A 14,222-nucleotide genomic window follows, 5' to 3' on the forward strand; every position below is an offset into this window, starting at 1 on the left:
AATACTCCAAAACAGAATCAAGCAAGGATGGCGGATGCGACAAACAGCAGGGCGATTTCGGCCATTTGCTGCAGAGCGCCGATGGTGTCGCCGCTCTGGCCGCCGATCTGGGCGAGGCAGAGCTTTCTGAAGGCGAAGAAGAGGAGGGCGAGGCACAACGCCGCGACGACCGCGCCGCTGAGCCCGAGGAACAGCAGGCCTGCGGCGCCGATGGCGAGGGCGGCGATCACTGCCCCGTCGGCGACTGTGCCGACGCCGGCGGCAAGGCCGTCGGCGCGGGCCTGGGGCAGGTTCTGCATGAAGGCGGGGATCAGTGCGCGCGAGCCGACATGAGCGGCGGCGAGGGCGGCGAAAACAGGGGCGGGGTCTTCGATTTCGACGATCGCGCTCCAGCGCGCCAGGATCGACAGCGCCAGCGCTGCCGCGCCATAGCTGCCGATGCAGCTGTCGCGCATGATCTCGAGCTTGCGCTCGCGTGTACGTCCGCCGCCGAAACCGTCTGATGTGTCGGACAGGCCGTCCTCATGCAGGCAACCGGTGACCAGCATGGCGGCAGCGATGGCCAGTGCGGCAGTCGGGCCTTCGGCGAGGCCGAGGGCTTGTCCGGCAGCGAAGGCGAGCCAGGCCAGGACCGCCACGACGAAGCCGACGAGCGGCGCAGTCCAGATGGCGTCGGCGAGCGAACGATCCCTGACCTCGAAATGCGGCAGCGGCAGGCGCGTGAAGAAGACGAGGCCGAGGCGGATGTCGTCGAAGATCGTCGCCGGCGTCATCGTCTCAGCCTCGCGCGATCGCGTGGAAGAAGGTGCCGGTAACATGGCCGCGCCGGCCGCCGAAGCTGCCGAGCGGCTTGCCCTGGCCATCGGCCAGTTGCCCGAGTGGCGTATCGTCGCCTGCAACAACCGTCTGGGCGTAATGGAACTCGTGCCCCCTGACGACGCTGCCCTCGGAGCCAAGCGGGCAAGGTGCCGAAAGTCTGGCCTGGCGGTAGCCGAGGTTCATCTTGCGCTTGGCGAAGCTGGTGGCATGGCCGAGCAGGCCGAGCATTGCGTGGGTGGCGCCATCGGCGTCCTCGATGGAACCGCCGAGCACCATGAAGCCACCGCACTCGCCATGGACCGGCTTGGTGTCGGCAAAACGGCGGGTGCCCGACAGGAAGGTGCCAGCTGCGGCGAGGCGGCCGGCATGGAGTTCGGGATAGCCGCCCGGCAGCCAGCAGATGTCGCAGGTGGCGTCGGGCGCCTGGTCGGCGAGCGGCGAGAACGGAACCAGCTCCGCGCCCATGGCGCGCCAGTGGGCGGCGAGGTGCGGGTAAAGGAAGGTGAAGGCGGCATCCTGGGCGAGCGCGATGCGCTGTCCGGGCGGCGGCAGGGCGAAGGATTGGTCGCCAGACATTGGCGCCAGCGGCGTCGCCAGTTCGACGATGGCATCGAGGTCGAGCGAGCGCTCGACCATGTCGGCGAGCTTTTCGATGTGGGCGAAGAGGTCAGCATGCTCTTCGGCCTGGACGAGGCCGAGATGGCGTTCTGGAATGGACAAGGTCGGGTCGCGCAGGATGGCGCCGACGACGGGCAGACCGAGCGCCTCGATGGCGTCGCCGGCAAGCTTGCGGTGACGGTCGCTGCCGAGCCTGTTGAGCACCACGCCCGCGATCCGGACGCCGGGGTCGTAGGTGGCAAAACCCTTGGCGATGGCCGCCGCTGTCTGCGACTGGCCGGAGACGTCGAGCACCAGAAGCACCGGCAGGCCGTAGAGACGGGCGAGATCGGCAGCCGCACCCGAGCGGCCTGTCTCCGCGGGGATGCCGTCGAACAGGCCCATGGCGCTTTCGAGGATCACCATCTCGGCTTCGGCCGATGCATCGGCGGCCAATGCGTTGAGCAGCGACGGCGCCATGGCCCAGCTGTCGAGATTGACGCCGGGCCGGCCGGTTGCGGCAGCGTGGAAGCCGGGATCGATGTAGTCCGGTCCCGATTTCGCGCCACGCACCTTGATGCCGCGGCGCGCGAGCGCGCGCAGCAGGCCAATCGTTACGCTGGTCTTGCCCGAGCCCGAGCGTGGGGCGCCGATGATGAGCCCACGCGCCGTCATTTCCGTCCAATCAGCTCGGCGCGCAGCGAGACAATGCCGCCGACGACGATGAGGGCCGGCGAGACGACCTTTTCGCGCTCGGCGGTGGCAACCAGTGTGCCGAGCGTGGCGGTGACCGTGCGTTCCTCCGGCGTCGAGGCGTTCTCGACAAAGGCTGCAGGCGTGTCGGTCGACAGTCCGCCGCGCAGAAGCTCCGTCACCGTCTCGGCCATGTGTGTCAGGCCCATATAGATGACGATGGGCTGGCCGGTGCGGGCAAGCGCTGCCCAGTCGGGCCGGTCGTCGCTGACGGCGGCAAAGCCGGTGGCGAGGATGATCGCGCCGTTGACGCCGCGCATGGTGGCTGGAATGCCGGCGGAGGAGAGGCCGCCGAAGGCCGAGGTGATGCCCGAGAGCACGCGCCAGGGAATGTTCTCTCGGGTCAGCACCAGCGCTTCTTCGGCACCACGCCCGAAGACGAAGGGATGGCCGCCCTTGAGCCGCACGACCTTGCGGCCTTCGCGCGCCAGCCTGACCAGCAGCGCATTGATGTCGCCCTGCGGGATCGACAGCCGGCCGCCGCGCTTGCCGACGAAGAATTTTTCCGCCTGTTCGGCAACCGCAACGATCTCGGGCGAGACCAGCGCGTCATGCACCAGCGCATCGGCCTGGGCCAGCGCCGACAGGACGTCGAGTGTCAGCAGACCGGGATCGCCGGGGCCGGCGCCGGCCAGCCATACATGGCCCGGTTCGAGCACGTGCTGCTTGTAATTCAAACGCGTGATAGCGTTTTCGAGTGTCATGCGTGTCGCTTTCGCCGATGACGCACAGGCTGTGCCAACCTATAGATCGCGTCATGAATGAAGAAGATCGTCCGCTCAAGCGCGGCTGGACCACCGGCGCCTGCGCCACTGCCGCCACCAAGGCGGCGTGCGTGGCATTGAAGGCGGGTGCGTTTCCCGATCCGGTGGAGATCGTGCTGCCGGGCGGGCAGAACGTGGCCTTTGCGCTGGCGAGAAACGAACGCGGCGACGGCCTGGCCATGGCCGGTATCGTCAAGGATGCCGGCGACGACCCTGACGTCACGCATGGTGCGCTGGTCATGAGCACGGTGCGGCCGGGCGCTGCCGGCAGCGGTCTTGTCTACAAGGCGGGCAAGGGCGTCGGCACGGTGACGCGGCCGGGCCTGCCGATTCCGCCCGGCGAAGCCTCGATCAACCCGGTGCCGCGCAAGATGATTGCCGGCGTCGTGGCCGAGGTGCTGGGCGAAGGGGCTGATGTAGAGGTCGAGATTTCCGTCGCCGGCGGCGAGGAAATGGCGCTGAAGACGCTCAACCCGCGCCTTGGCATCTTGGGCGGCATCTCGATCCTGGGGACGACGGGCATCGTCATTCCCTATTCCTGCTCGGCCTGGATCCACTCCATCCATCGCGGCGTCGACGTGGCCCGCGCCATGGGTTTCGACCATGTGGCGGGTTCCACCGGCAACACTTCCGAGCTGGCGGTGCAGAAATTCCATGGTCTTCACGAGGTGCAGTTGATCGACATGGGCGACTTCGTCGGCGGCATGCTGAAATATATTCGCGCCCACCCGGTGGCAAAGGTCACCATTGCCGGCGGCGTCGCCAAGATGACCAAGCTGGCGCAAGGCCTGCTCGACCTGCATTCGAGCCGCGGTTCGGCCGATCTCGACGGCCTGGCAGCCATCGCCGTCGGGGCCGGAGCAGACACCGGACTCGAAGCCCGCATCAAGGACGCGAACACCGTCGCCGAGGCCTTCATCGAGGCCAACAAGGCGGGCATCGGCATAGGTGACGCGGTCGCTGCTGCGGCCTGGCGCACGGCGGCAAGCGTGTTCGACAAGCTCGATATCGCGGTCGAAATCCTGGTCTTCAACCGCGAGGGAGAGCTGATGGGGCATGCGCCCTTCGCGGCCTCTCATAGCCCGTCGCGGCCCCTGAAGCGGCGCTGATAATAAGCGTCGTAGAGCGAGCTTTCGCGGAAATCTTGCGCTGCCAGCGACTGGCCGACGAAGATGATGGCGGTGCGCTCGATAGGGTCCTTTGCCAACTCGGCTGCTATGGTCGAAAGCGTGGCCCTGACGATGCGCTCGTCCGGCCAGGAGGCGCGGAAGACGACCGCCACGGGGCAATCCGGACCGTAATGCGGTGTCAGCTCAGTCACGACGCGGTCGATGGCGTGGATCGACAGGTGGACGGCAAGCGTGGCGCCGGTGCGGCCGAAGCCGGCAAGCGTTTCGCCCGGAGGCATCTTCGAGGCGCGGCCGGAGGTGCGGGTCAGCACCAGGCTCTGGGCGACTTCGGGGATCGTCAGCTCGCGCTTCAGCGCCGCCGCTGCCGCCGCGAAGGATGGTACGCCGGGGGTCAGCGTGTAGGGAATGCCGTGCTTTTCCAGTCGCCGGATCTGTTCGGCGACCGCACTCCACACCGACAGGTCACCCGAATGCAGCCGCGCGACGTCATGCCCGGCCTTGTGGGCGGCGACATATTGCGCCTCGATCTCGTCGAGCGACATCGGTGCCGTGTCGACCAGCCGGGCGTCGGCGCGGCAATAGGTCAGAAGCTCCGGCGCAACGATGGAACCGGCATAGAGGCAGACCGGGCAGGAGCCGAGCAGGCGGCTGCCGCGCACGGTGATGAGGTCTGCCGCGCCCGGGCCGGCGCCGATGAAGTGAACGGTCAAGCTGTGGCTCCAGAGGTGGCTATGGCGCAGGTTGCGGGGCCGACTGATATGCGCGGGCCAAGCAGTGCGGCATCCGCGCCGGCAGCGGCGAGCGCGGCGGCCTCCGATACGGATGGCGTGCCGGCTGCCTCCAATGAGGCTTGCGACTGGCTGGACGTACGGGATGCGGCGGCGGCGAGTGCCGCGTCGTCCATGACGAGCAGCGGCAGGTCGAGCCGGCGTGCGGCTGCAAGAATACCGGGCTCGTCACGTTTCAGGCTGGCGGTGGCCAGCGCCGAAAGTGCTGTGACGACAAGGCCGTGCGCCTCGAGCGCGGTTTCGATTGCCGAGAGGATGTCTTCGCCTGCTGCGCCTTTGCGGCAGCCAATGCCTGCAACCATCATGGCTTCACCCAGCTCCACTGTGTGACCGGCATTGCCGGCCGCCAGCCGGTCATCGAGCCAACAGGGGCGGCGCGGGAGACTTGAAGGCGCAGAAGATCGCCGCCATGCGCGGCATGGTGCGACAGCAGCAATGTTTCCATTTCGAGCGTGACGGCGTTGGCGACGAGGCGACCGCCTGATCGAAGTGCTGCGATTGCCGCATCGAAGACGCCGGCGTCCGAACCGCCGCCGCCGATGAAGATGACGTCTGGCGTCGGCAGGCCGATCAGCGCGTCAGGCGCTGCGCCCCTGACAACCGTGAGGCCGGGCACGCCGCAGGCGCCGGCATTGCGCTCGATGCCCTCGGCGCGCTCGGCATTGTGCTCGATGGCGATGGCGCGCAGCGAGGTGTGACACAGCATCCATTCGACGGATATCGAGCCGGAGCCGGCGCCGATATCCCACAGCAACTCCCCGCGGCGGGGCGCGAGGGTGGAAAGCGTGACCGCGCGGATCTCGCGCTTGGTGATCTGGCCGTCATGCTCGAACAAGTCGTCGGCGAGACCTGAGGCAAGCGGCAGGATCCGTGCCTGCGATCCGGATTCAAGCTCGAGCGCCAGGACGTTGAGCGGATTGATGTTTTCGAGGTCGAAGCCACTGGCTGTCGTGGCGCGGATGCGCTCGCTTTCTCCACCGAGCGCTTCGAGCACCGTCAAACGCGAAGAGCCGAAACCGTTGCCGGTGACAAGGGCTGCGATCTGGGCCGGCGCTTCGCCATCCGAGGTGAGTGCAATGATGCGCGCGCCCGGCTGCAGCAACGGGCGGATCAGATCGATGGCGTGGCCGTGGAGCGAAACCGTTTCGATGTCCTGCAGCGCCCAGCCCAGCCGCGAGGCGGCCAACGAGAAGGCAGATGGGGCCGGAAGGACCCGCATGTCCGCTGACGGCACGACGCGGGAAAGGGTGGCGCCGACGCCGTGCAGGAACGGGTCGCCCGAAGCCAGCACGCAGACATTTTCGCCGCGCAGGGCGACCACGTCACGCATTTCGCTGTCGAAGGGCGTCGGCCATGGGCGAGCCGCGCCCGTGATGAGCGTTGCTGCCAGCGCCAGATGACGCTTGCCGCCGAAGACGTAGGCAGCGCCTGATATTGCGCGCTTGGCCTCGTCGCCGAGACCCGCTACACCGTCCTCGCCGATGCCGACGACGGTCAGCCATTCTTGCATCGGGGCGTCGAGTTCAGCAGGCATGATGACCCACCGTATTCTGATCCTGGGCGGAACCACCGAAGCGCGGCAGCTGGCGGCTAGGCTCGCCCCCCGTGACGATCTCGACATCTTGCTTTCGCTGGCGGGCCGGACCGAAAACCCTGTCGAGCAGCCGGTGCCGGTACGAACCGGTGGCTTCGGCGGCGCGCAGGGGCTGGCCGATTGGCTGGCCGGGCACAAGACCGATCTTCTGATCGACGCCACGCATCCTTATGCGGCGCGCATCTCGGCCAATGCGGCGGAGGCGGCTCGGATATCGGGTGTGCCGATCTTCGCCCTGCGCCGTCCCGGCTGGGAGCCGGTCGAAGGTGACAGCTGGACGCTGGTGGAAGACGCCGAACAGGCTGTCGCCGCGCTGGGCCAGAGCTCGCGCCGCGTGTTCCTGGCGCTCGGTCGGCAGGAGGTCGCGGCCTTCGAGACAGCCCCCCAGCACGGCTATGTCATTCGCAGCGTCGATCCGATAGAGCCGCCGCTCGGCGTGGCCGACGCGACCTACATTCTGGCGCGCGGGCCGTTTCGCGAAGCGGATGAGCGGGCGTTGCTCGAGGCACACAGGATCGACGTCATCGTCGCCAAGAACAGCGGCGGGCAGGCGACCTACGGCAAGATCGCGGCAGCGCGGCAACTCGGCATCGAGGTGATCCTCTTCCGCCGGCCGCAGCTTCCCGAGGTGCCGTCCGCACCTGATGTCGCTGCCATGGCCGATCTTGTCGATCATTTCGCCGCTCCGGCGGAAAAACGCGGCGTGTAGACCAGCGGGGGCTTGCCGTCGCGTTCGATCAGGCGCGTCTCGGGCGAGCCGATGACGACGCAGGTCGCCATATCGGCCTTCGCCGCATCTGCTTCGCCAAGCGTGAAGATCTCGATGCGCTCGTCGGGCCGGCCGGCGGCGCGGCCGAAGATGACGGGCGTCGTGGCAGGCAGATGCTTGCGCAGGGTTTCCAACGCGCTGCCGAGCTGCCAGGGACGGGCCTTGCTGATGGGGTTGTAGAGTGAGATGACGAAGCCTGCCTGCGCGACGGCGACAAGCCGGCGCTCGATCAAATCCCATGGCTTGAGATTGTCCGACAGATTGATGGCGCAGAAATCGTGGCCGAGCGGTGCGCCGACGCGGGCTGCCACGGCCAGCATGGCGGTGACGCCTGGAACGACCGACAACTCGATGTCGCGCCATGCCCTCGGGCCGGCCTCGATGGCCTCGCAGACGGCGGCTCCCATGGCAAAGACGCCGGGGTCGCCCCCCGAGACAACAGCAACGTGGTGGCCGCTTGCCGCCATATCGAGGGCGGCGTTGGAGCGCGAGATCTCCTCGCGGTTGTCGGAGGCGACGCGGGTCTGGTCAGGGCGCAGCTCAAGCCGGTCGAGATAGGGCTTGTAGCCGAAGAAATGGCTGGCTTCCGCGACCGCGCGGCTGGCTTCCGGCGTGATCTGGTCCGGATTGCCGGGGCCGAGGCCGATGACGACGAGGGAGCCGCTCAATTGTCCGCTCCCGGCTTGCCGGCCCAACCGGGCACCAGCACGATGGCGAAATAGGGCGCCTTGTCGTCTGTCTTGTCCATCAGCTTCATGTGTTGGGTGTTGGGCATGGTGCCGCGCTCGACATACAGCGCGCGGCCGAGCTTGCCGGTCGCGTCCAGCGCCTTGCGGATCTTCGGCAGGTTGCGGCCGACCTTCATGATGACCGCAGCGTCGGTATCGGCGAGGCGGCGGGTCAGCTCGAACTCGCTCATCGTGCCGGGCAGTACCGACAACACGTCGTCGCCCTGGACGATCGGCACGCCCGTCTGCGACCAGCAGCCGGACATGGCAGTGACGCCGGGGATGACCTCGGTCGGGTAGAGATGCGACAGGCGCACATGCAGATGCATGTAGGAGCCGTAGAACAGCGGGTCGCCCTCCGACAGGATCGCAACCATACGGCCCTGATCGAGATGGGCGGCTATCGCTTGCGCCGACGCCTCGTAGAAGCCCGTAATGGCAGCGCGGTAGTCGTCGTGATCCTTGTCGATCTCGATGGTGACCGGATAGATCAGCGGCAGCTCGATCACGTCGTCGCGGAAATGTGCATCGGTGATGGTGCGGGCGTTGCCATTGGCACCGCGCTTGGCGAAATGCGCGATCACGTCAGCCTCGGCCAGCGCGCGCACGGCCTTGAGCGTCAAAAGTTCGGGATCGCCGGGCCCGGTGCCGACGCCGATGAGGCGACCCTTTGCAGCGGGAGCGCTCATACGCCGGGCCTCGCCAGCGAGTTGAGGGCAGCGGCCGTCATGGCGCTGCCGCCGAGGCGGCCGCGGACGATGGCGTAGGGCACGCCATAGGAATTCTCTGCCAGGGCGTCCTTGGATTCGGCCGCGCCGACGAAGCCGACCGGCATGCCGATGATGGCGGCAGGCTTGGGCGCGCCGTCGCGCAGTCTCTCGAGGAGGTAGAACAGGGCTGTCGGCGCGTTGCCGATGGCGACGACCGAGCCTGCGAGCCTGTCGACCCAGAGGTCGATCGCGGCGGCCGATCGGGTGTTGCCGATCTCCCTGGCGATATCTGATGTGCGCGGGTCGCGCAGTGTGCAGATCACTTCGTTGTCGGCGGGCAAACGGGCGCGGGTGACCCCGCGCGCCACCATTTCGGCGTCGCAGAAGATCGGCGCGCCGGCCTTCAGCGCACCGCGCGCAGCGGCGACGACGTTTTCGGAGAAGACGAAATGTTCGGCCGCCTCGACCAGGCCGCAGGCATGGATCATGCGCACAGCAACGTCGGCCTCGTCTTCGGAGAAGCGCTTGAGGTCCGCCTCCGAGCGGATGATGGCGAAGGAGCGTTCGTAGATGGCCATGCCATCATGGATATAGTCGTAGGCGGCCATGTTCATTCCTGTGCCAGAGCTTGCGCGAGGCGCTTTGCGCCCAACCGAGCGAGGCAGGCGGCGGCATTTTCGTCCGGCTTGCGCTCTTGGGCGAGCAATTTCGTGAGGCGGCCCATGCCGCGCGCGGCTTCATATCCTGCGGTGTAGGCGGCCGGAAGGCCCTTCGCCGTTCCGCCGACGACAAATACAGCACCCTTTTCGTCACCAACGATGGTGAGCGTGGCCGGTCCCGGATGGGCGCAGCCCTTGGCGCAGCCGGAGACATGCAGCGACAGCGTCGGGTCGAGGCTTTCGCCGATCTCGTGGGCAATTTCGGCGGCGACGTCACGCGCGGCGATCATGCCCGAAGCGCAGGCCGGCGCGCCGGGGCAGGCGGCGATGCGGATGCGGGGATCGGCGGGCGAGGTGACAAGGCTGAGGGATTGGGCGGTGGTGGTGAGCGTGGCGGCGGCGGAGCGGTCGAGGCCCATGACGAGCAGGGTCCGGCCGGGCGCCGGGCGAATGCCGGTGGCGCCCGCGGCTGTCGCCGCCTGGCAGAATCTGGCCAGAGTCGAGGCCTCGATGCTGCCGAAGGGCAGGGCGATGCCGAGGGCGATCCGGGCGCCTGTGAGCAGGAGGATTCCGATGGGCGATGAATCGGTTGCGGCGGAGTGCTCAGTTTTTGAGTCAGTTGGGTAGCGATCCTTCCCACCCTCCTCTGTCCTGCCGGACATCTCCCCCGCAAAGGGGGAGATCAGGCTGCCATCGCCGCCTCCGCCCATCGACGACGCTGCATGATCAGCGCTACCGGCGGAGCTGCCAATCTTCCTACCCGTGGCGGAGATGTCAGGCAGAACAGAGGGGGACGTGAAGGAGCGAGACGTTTCATATGCTTCAACGACAGCTCTTATGACCTCCGGGCCAAGGTCACGCGCGCGGCCTTGCCGGCCGAGTGCCGCAATTGCCTGGAGAATGTCGAGCGTGACCGCGCATGCGGCGTCGACATCGACTTCACCGACCAAACGCGCCGAACTCTCGTCGCCAGCAACTGACAAGCGCCAGCGCTCGGCATCCTTTGCCACCAGTCGGACGTCGCCGATGATTGCGCCGAGCCCGATCTGGCCACGCCCATCGACGACGACGGACACCTTCGGGCCGAGCCGCGTAGCAAGGTCGACCTCGGCTATGGCTGTCCGGATCGCCGCCGCCAGCGATGTCGGATCGGCAGTCTCCTTCGGGTCCATGCCGGCGAGCGGGCTGGTGTCGACCGGCACGCCGGTGCGCACCGCGATGCCGAGCGCATCGACTTCTTCGGCCAGCAGACGCGCGCTCTCCGCCGTCAGCCCCCTGATCTGGATGCTGCCACGCGCAGTCACCTCGACGATGCCGTTGCCATGCCGCGCGGCGGATTCACAGAGTCCGATCAAGACGTTGGGCGCGATTTCTCCAGCAAGCGGGTTGAGCCGCACCAACAGGCCGTCGCCGGTCGACATCGGGGCCGAAAGGGCCGGACAAGCGCCGCGGCGGGAAAAGCCGGTCATGCCGCAACCTCGCGCGCTTCAGCCTCGGCGATGAGGGCAGCGAGATCGTCGTCGACGGAGTTGCGCAGCGGGTGCCACAAGCCGCGCCGACGGGCGGTGGCAAAACGCTCGGCGATGAATTTTGCTGCCGCTGGGTTTTCGCGCAGCATGAAGTCGCGCACGTCCTCGTTGCCGACATAGGCGTCGTGGACGGCCTCGATCAGCGCGGCCGGGATGGCGTTGGTGGTCTCGGCAAAACCGATCAGCCTGTCGACCGTCTCTGCGAATTCGGAAGCGCCGCGCGGGCCATGGCGCATCTGGCCGGCAATGAAGCGGGCATTGGTGGCGCGTGCCCTGACGACGCGGCCGACAGCCTCAGTGACCGAGCGCGGTCGCGGCTTCTGCGGATCCGAGGTGTCGAGCACGATGACGTCCGCGTGCCTGCCGAGGGCTGCGACCGCTGCTGCGAAGCCGCCGATGAAGGCGACGTCGGCGGAGCCTTCGAGAATGTCGCGGCCGGGGTCGTCGCCGGTGTGCACAAGCAGATCGGCCCCGGCGATGCGGTCGGCAAAGGCGCCCGGCGCGGAAACGCCTTCGCCGTCGCTGCCCCCGTAGGCGTGGGAGGCAGCATGGAGATATGCGCGGCCGAGGTCCTCGCGCGCCTGCCAGTCACCGCTGGAAAGCAGGTCCTCGAGGCCCGCCCCATAGGTGCCGGGGGAGGAACCGAAGATGCGTGGCTCGACCTTGCCCGCGGCGCGCGTGCTGGCGGCGAGCGGGTTGTCGTGGTCGTCTTCGTCGCGGGTGGCAACGGCGCGCGCGGCGGCGTCGATGAGCGCGATCTGGGTTGGGAACATGTCGCGAAACAGGCCTGATATACGCCAGGTGACATCGACGCGCGGGCGGCCGATCGCTGCCGGCGGCAGCACCTCGATGCCGGTGACGCGACCGGTGGCGGCGTCCCATTGCGGCCGACAGCCCATCAGCGCCAGGCCCTGGGCGATCTCCTCACCGCCGGTGCGCAAGGAAGCGCTGCCCCACAGGTCGATGACGAGCGCACGCGGCCATTCGCCATGGCTCTGCAGGTAGCTGCGCATGACCTCGTCGCTGGCTGCCTTGCCGAGGTCGAAGGCCGTCGGCGTCGGCATTGTGCGCGGGTCTGACGTGAACAGGTTGCGCCCCGTCGGCAGGACGTCGGTGCGGCCACGTGCCGGAGCGCCTGCTGGGCCGGCTTTGATATGGCGGCCGTCGAGCGCGGCGATCAGGTTTTTCCGCTCGGCTTCTGCGCTGGCAAGGCGCGCTGAGTCCGGCCCGTTCCCTTCGGCGCGGCCATAGATATGTAGGCCGTCCTTGATGGCGAAATCCTTGAGGTCGCAGAGCCAGGCGTCGATGCGGCGCAGCGCTTCGTCGGGCGCGTCGGTCCCGGCGACGCCGGCCTCGGCAGCAAGGCCGGTCTGCGACGCCGTTTCGACGATGAGCTTGGCCAGGCGGTCGCGGCGACGACGGTCGAGGCCGTCTGCCTGGGCGTATTCGTCGACCAGGCGCTCGAGCTTCTGCTGGTGTTCGTCCAGGCCGGCAGCGGCGAGCGGCGGCGGCAGGTGGCCAAGCGTGATCGCTGCGATGCGACGCTTGGCCTGGGCCGCCTCGCCGGGATTGGAGACGATGAAGGGATAGACCACCGGCAGCGAGCCGGTGACGATTTCGGGAAAGCAGTTCCGGCTCAGTGCCACCGCCTTGCCGGGCAGCCATTCGAGCGTGCCATGGGCGCCGACATGGACGATGGCGTGGATGCCGAGCGACTTCTGCAGCCAGAGGCCGAAGGCAAGCAGCGCGTGGCGCGGCGGCAGCGTCGGGTCGTGATAGTCGGCGCGGCGATCGGCCGAACGGCCGCGGTCAGGGGCGAGGGCGACGGTGACGTTGCCGAAGGTGGCGGCGCGGAAGGCGAAGTGGGGCAATGTAGAGCGCGCACTTCCGCCTGTAGCCTCCGCTTCGGGATAGCCCCACGCCGCTTCGACAGCTTTCCTCGCCTCCCCAGGCAGATCTTCGGCAAGCGTGAGATAGTCTTCGAGCGCCAGCCCTTGCCCACCAGCCTCAATCAGGTCGAGCAATGCGCGCGGCGATTGCGGAATCGATTCAACTGTGTAGCCGGCCTCCTTGAGGTCGTGCAGCATGGCGAGCACGCTTGATGGAACGTCGAGGCCGACGGCATAGCCGGTGCGACCGGGGGCGCTGGGATAGTCGGGGACGAGAATCGCCAGCTTGCGCTTTTCGGGCGGTGTCTGGCGCAGCCTGAGGTGGGCGGCGATGCGGCGGGCGACCTGCTCGACGCGATCGGACTCGGGCCGGTTGGCGAAGGCGCGGAAACCGAGGGCTGGGTCGACTTCGCTCTCCGCCTTGAACGAGATGGCGCCGGCGAGGATGCGACCGTCGAGTTCGGGCATCACCACATGCATGGCAAGATCGGCGGGCGCAAGGCCGCGCGGGCTGCCTTCCCAGGCCTCGCGGCGGGTGGTGGCGACGATGACCTGGAACACCGGCACGCGGGCGCGGTCGAACAGCGTTTCCGTGCCCGGTTCGGCGCCGGCGCCGGCGGCGAAGGCGGTTGCGGTGATGATGGCCGTAGGCGCGAGCTGGTCCAGGGCTGCTTCGACGAATGCTAGGGAGGCCTTATCCTTGAGGCTTGAGACGAAAATCGGGACGGGGCGGAGGCCCTGTGCTCTCAGTGCCTCGACCAACGCGTCGATAGGGGCGACGTCGGCGGCGAGCAGCATCGAACGGTAGAAGAGGATGGGGATGGCAGGAGAGCTGGAGATGGCGTGATCCTGCGCACCCCCCTCTGTCCTGCCGGACACCTGCGCAGAGGCGCTGGTCCATCCGGCAAAAGAGGCTTCTAAATCACAGACGATGCCCCGCGCCGGATCATAAAAACCCGCCTTCGGCACTGCGACGGGTGCTGCCATGGCATTCTTGCCACCCGCCAGAGCTGCCAGCCGCGCCACCAGCGCCTTCATGTTCTCCGGGCCGCCCTCGCGGAAATAGCCGAGCAGAGCGTCGAGTTCGGTGCGCGGCAGGGTCGAGGCCTCGATCAGCCTGAGATCCTCGTCGTGGCTTTCGCCCGGCAAGAGCGCCAGCGCGATGCCTTTTTCGCGCGCCATCGCGGCAAGCTGGTCGCAGCCGTAGCGCCACCAGTCGTGGCCGCCGAGAATGCGGACAAGGATGACCTTGGCGTGGCTGGCGACGCTGTCGATCCAGAGATCGACCGACATCGGATGGCGGAGGTCGCGCAGGCTTGCGAGCCGCATCGATGGCAAGTTGTCCGCATCCGCCTTCCAGGCGCCGGCGAGGCCGGCTAGATCGCTGTCGGTGAAGGACAGCGCCACCACATCCGCAGGCTTCTGCCTGAGGTCGACAGGCTCGATCAGGTCATCGAGCGAGGCGGAGGTGGTGGTGAGGATGTGCATCCCGG

Annotated in this window: 13 protein-coding genes; 2 read left to right on the plus strand and 11 right to left on the minus strand. The window is 67.8% G+C overall.

The annotated features are described in order from the left end of the window. Positions 1–17: 17 nt before the first annotated feature. From N7E70_RS13725 to cobA, 3 genes are read right to left on the minus strand one after another with little or no spacing between them, the layout of a single operon-like run. A complete protein-coding gene (locus tag N7E70_RS13725; RefSeq protein WP_154383874.1) occupies positions 18–773 on the minus strand; it encodes an adenosylcobinamide-GDP ribazoletransferase in 756 nt (251 codons plus the stop codon). 4 nt (positions 774–777) lie between these two features. After that, on the minus strand, positions 778–2,091 hold the full coding sequence (locus tag N7E70_RS13730) for a cobyrinate a,c-diamide synthase (RefSeq protein ID WP_067960665.1): 1,314 nt from the start codon (positions 2,089–2,091) through the stop codon (positions 778–780). Beyond that, a complete protein-coding gene (gene cobA / locus N7E70_RS13735) occupies positions 2,088–2,873 on the minus strand; it encodes a uroporphyrinogen-III C-methyltransferase (RefSeq protein WP_067960668.1) in 786 nt (261 codons plus the stop codon). Before cobA ends, N7E70_RS13730 begins: the two co-directional genes overlap by 4 nt. A 53-nt stretch (positions 2,874–2,926) precedes the next feature. Between cobA and N7E70_RS13740 the strand changes: the two genes are divergently transcribed. Further along, a complete protein-coding gene (locus N7E70_RS13740) occupies positions 2,927–4,042 on the plus strand; it encodes a cobalt-precorrin-5B (C(1))-methyltransferase (RefSeq protein ID WP_246340550.1) in 1,116 nt (371 codons plus the stop codon). On the opposite strand, the gene cobM is transcribed toward N7E70_RS13740, so the two are convergent. Genes cobM through cbiE form a run of 3 tightly spaced genes read right to left on the minus strand, consistent with a single transcriptional unit; the run spans position 4,009 to position 6,385 of the window. Continuing rightward, positions 4,009–4,773 carry a precorrin-4 C(11)-methyltransferase gene (cobM, locus tag N7E70_RS13745; RefSeq protein ID WP_263006675.1) on the minus strand — a complete coding sequence of 255 codons (765 nt, stop codon included), beginning with the start codon at positions 4,771–4,773 and terminating at the stop codon, positions 4,009–4,011. The two genes, N7E70_RS13740 and cobM, sit on opposite strands and share 34 nt — an antisense overlap. Then, positions 4,770–5,156 (minus strand): cobalamin biosynthesis protein, encoded by a 387-nt coding sequence (locus N7E70_RS13750; RefSeq protein WP_067960673.1) that lies wholly within the window; start codon positions 5,154–5,156, stop codon positions 4,770–4,772. The genes cobM and N7E70_RS13750 overlap by 4 nt, the downstream gene beginning before the upstream one ends. Then, positions 5,153–6,385 (minus strand): precorrin-6y C5,15-methyltransferase (decarboxylating) subunit CbiE, encoded by a 1,233-nt coding sequence (gene cbiE, locus N7E70_RS13755; RefSeq protein ID WP_263006676.1) that lies wholly within the window; start codon positions 6,383–6,385, stop codon positions 5,153–5,155. Before cbiE ends, N7E70_RS13750 begins: the two co-directional genes overlap by 4 nt. Before the next feature lies 1 nt (position 6,386). Here cbiE and N7E70_RS13760 point away from each other — a divergent pair, with 1 nt between their 5' ends. Next, positions 6,387–7,154: a cobalt-precorrin-6A reductase gene (locus N7E70_RS13760; RefSeq protein WP_263006677.1), complete on the plus strand. Its 768-nt coding sequence runs from the start codon at positions 6,387–6,389 to the stop codon at positions 7,152–7,154. On the opposite strand, the gene N7E70_RS13765 is transcribed toward N7E70_RS13760, so the two are convergent. From N7E70_RS13765 to cobN, 5 genes are read right to left on the minus strand one after another with little or no spacing between them, the layout of a single operon-like run. Further along, entirely contained in the window at positions 7,118–7,882 is a 765-nt protein-coding gene (locus N7E70_RS13765; RefSeq protein WP_263006678.1) for a precorrin-3B C(17)-methyltransferase, read from the minus strand. The genes N7E70_RS13760 and N7E70_RS13765 overlap by 37 nt on opposite strands. After that, positions 7,879–8,631, minus strand: coding sequence for a precorrin-2 C(20)-methyltransferase (locus tag N7E70_RS13770; RefSeq protein WP_182573479.1), 753 nt, complete (start codon positions 8,629–8,631; stop codon positions 7,879–7,881). Before N7E70_RS13770 ends, N7E70_RS13765 begins: the two co-directional genes overlap by 4 nt. After that, on the minus strand, positions 8,628–9,260 hold the full coding sequence (locus N7E70_RS13775) for a precorrin-8X methylmutase (protein WP_154383881.1): 633 nt from the start codon (positions 9,258–9,260) through the stop codon (positions 8,628–8,630). The genes N7E70_RS13770 and N7E70_RS13775 overlap by 4 nt, the downstream gene beginning before the upstream one ends. A 2-nt stretch (positions 9,261–9,262) precedes the next feature. Continuing rightward, positions 9,263–10,732 carry a precorrin-3B synthase gene (gene cobG, locus N7E70_RS13780; protein ID WP_442866459.1) on the minus strand — a complete coding sequence of 490 codons (1,470 nt, stop codon included), beginning with the start codon at positions 10,730–10,732 and terminating at the stop codon, positions 9,263–9,265. A gap of 44 nt (positions 10,733–10,776) precedes the next feature. Further along, entirely contained in the window at positions 10,777–14,217 is a 3,441-nt protein-coding gene (gene cobN / locus N7E70_RS13785) for a cobaltochelatase subunit CobN (RefSeq protein WP_263006679.1), read from the minus strand. Positions 14,218–14,222 lie beyond the last annotated feature (5 nt).

The sequence above is a fragment of the Aminobacter sp. NyZ550 genome (assembly GCF_025628925.2).
Classification (GTDB): Bacteria; Pseudomonadota; Alphaproteobacteria; order Rhizobiales; family Rhizobiaceae; genus Aminobacter; species Aminobacter ciceronei.

What these genes read in the sequence shown, in the direction of transcription:
- N7E70_RS13725 (WP_154383874.1), bottom strand. Translation starts at nt 773, where the DNA reads ATGACGCCGGCGACGATCTTCGACGACATCCGCCTCGGCCTCGTCTTC.
- N7E70_RS13730 (WP_067960665.1), bottom strand. Translation starts at nt 2,091, where the DNA reads ATGACGGCGCGTGGGCTCATCATCGGCGCCCCACGCTCGGGCTCGGGC.
- cobA (WP_067960668.1), bottom strand. Translation starts at nt 2,873, where the DNA reads ATGACACTCGAAAACGCTATCACGCGTTTGAATTACAAGCAGCACGTG.
- N7E70_RS13740 (WP_246340550.1), top strand. Translation starts at nt 2,927, where the DNA reads ATGAATGAAGAAGATCGTCCGCTCAAGCGCGGCTGGACCACCGGCGCC.
- N7E70_RS13750 (WP_067960673.1), bottom strand. Translation starts at nt 5,156, where the DNA reads ATGATGGTTGCAGGCATTGGCTGCCGCAAAGGCGCAGCAGGCGAAGAC.
- cbiE (WP_263006676.1), bottom strand. Translation starts at nt 6,385, where the DNA reads ATGCCTGCTGAACTCGACGCCCCGATGCAAGAATGGCTGACCGTCGTC.
- N7E70_RS13760 (WP_263006677.1), top strand. Translation starts at nt 6,387, where the DNA reads ATGACCCACCGTATTCTGATCCTGGGCGGAACCACCGAAGCGCGGCAG.
- N7E70_RS13770 (WP_182573479.1), bottom strand. Translation starts at nt 8,631, where the DNA reads ATGAGCGCTCCCGCTGCAAAGGGTCGCCTCATCGGCGTCGGCACCGGG.
- N7E70_RS13775 (WP_154383881.1), bottom strand. Translation starts at nt 9,260, where the DNA reads ATGGCCGCCTACGACTATATCCATGATGGCATGGCCATCTACGAACGC.
- cobG (WP_442866459.1), bottom strand. Translation starts at nt 10,732, where the DNA reads ATGTCGACCGGCGACGGCCTGTTGGTGCGGCTCAACCCGCTTGCTGGA.
- cobN (WP_263006679.1), bottom strand. Translation starts at nt 14,217, where the DNA reads ATGCACATCCTCACCACCACCTCCGCCTCGCTCGATGACCTGATCGAG.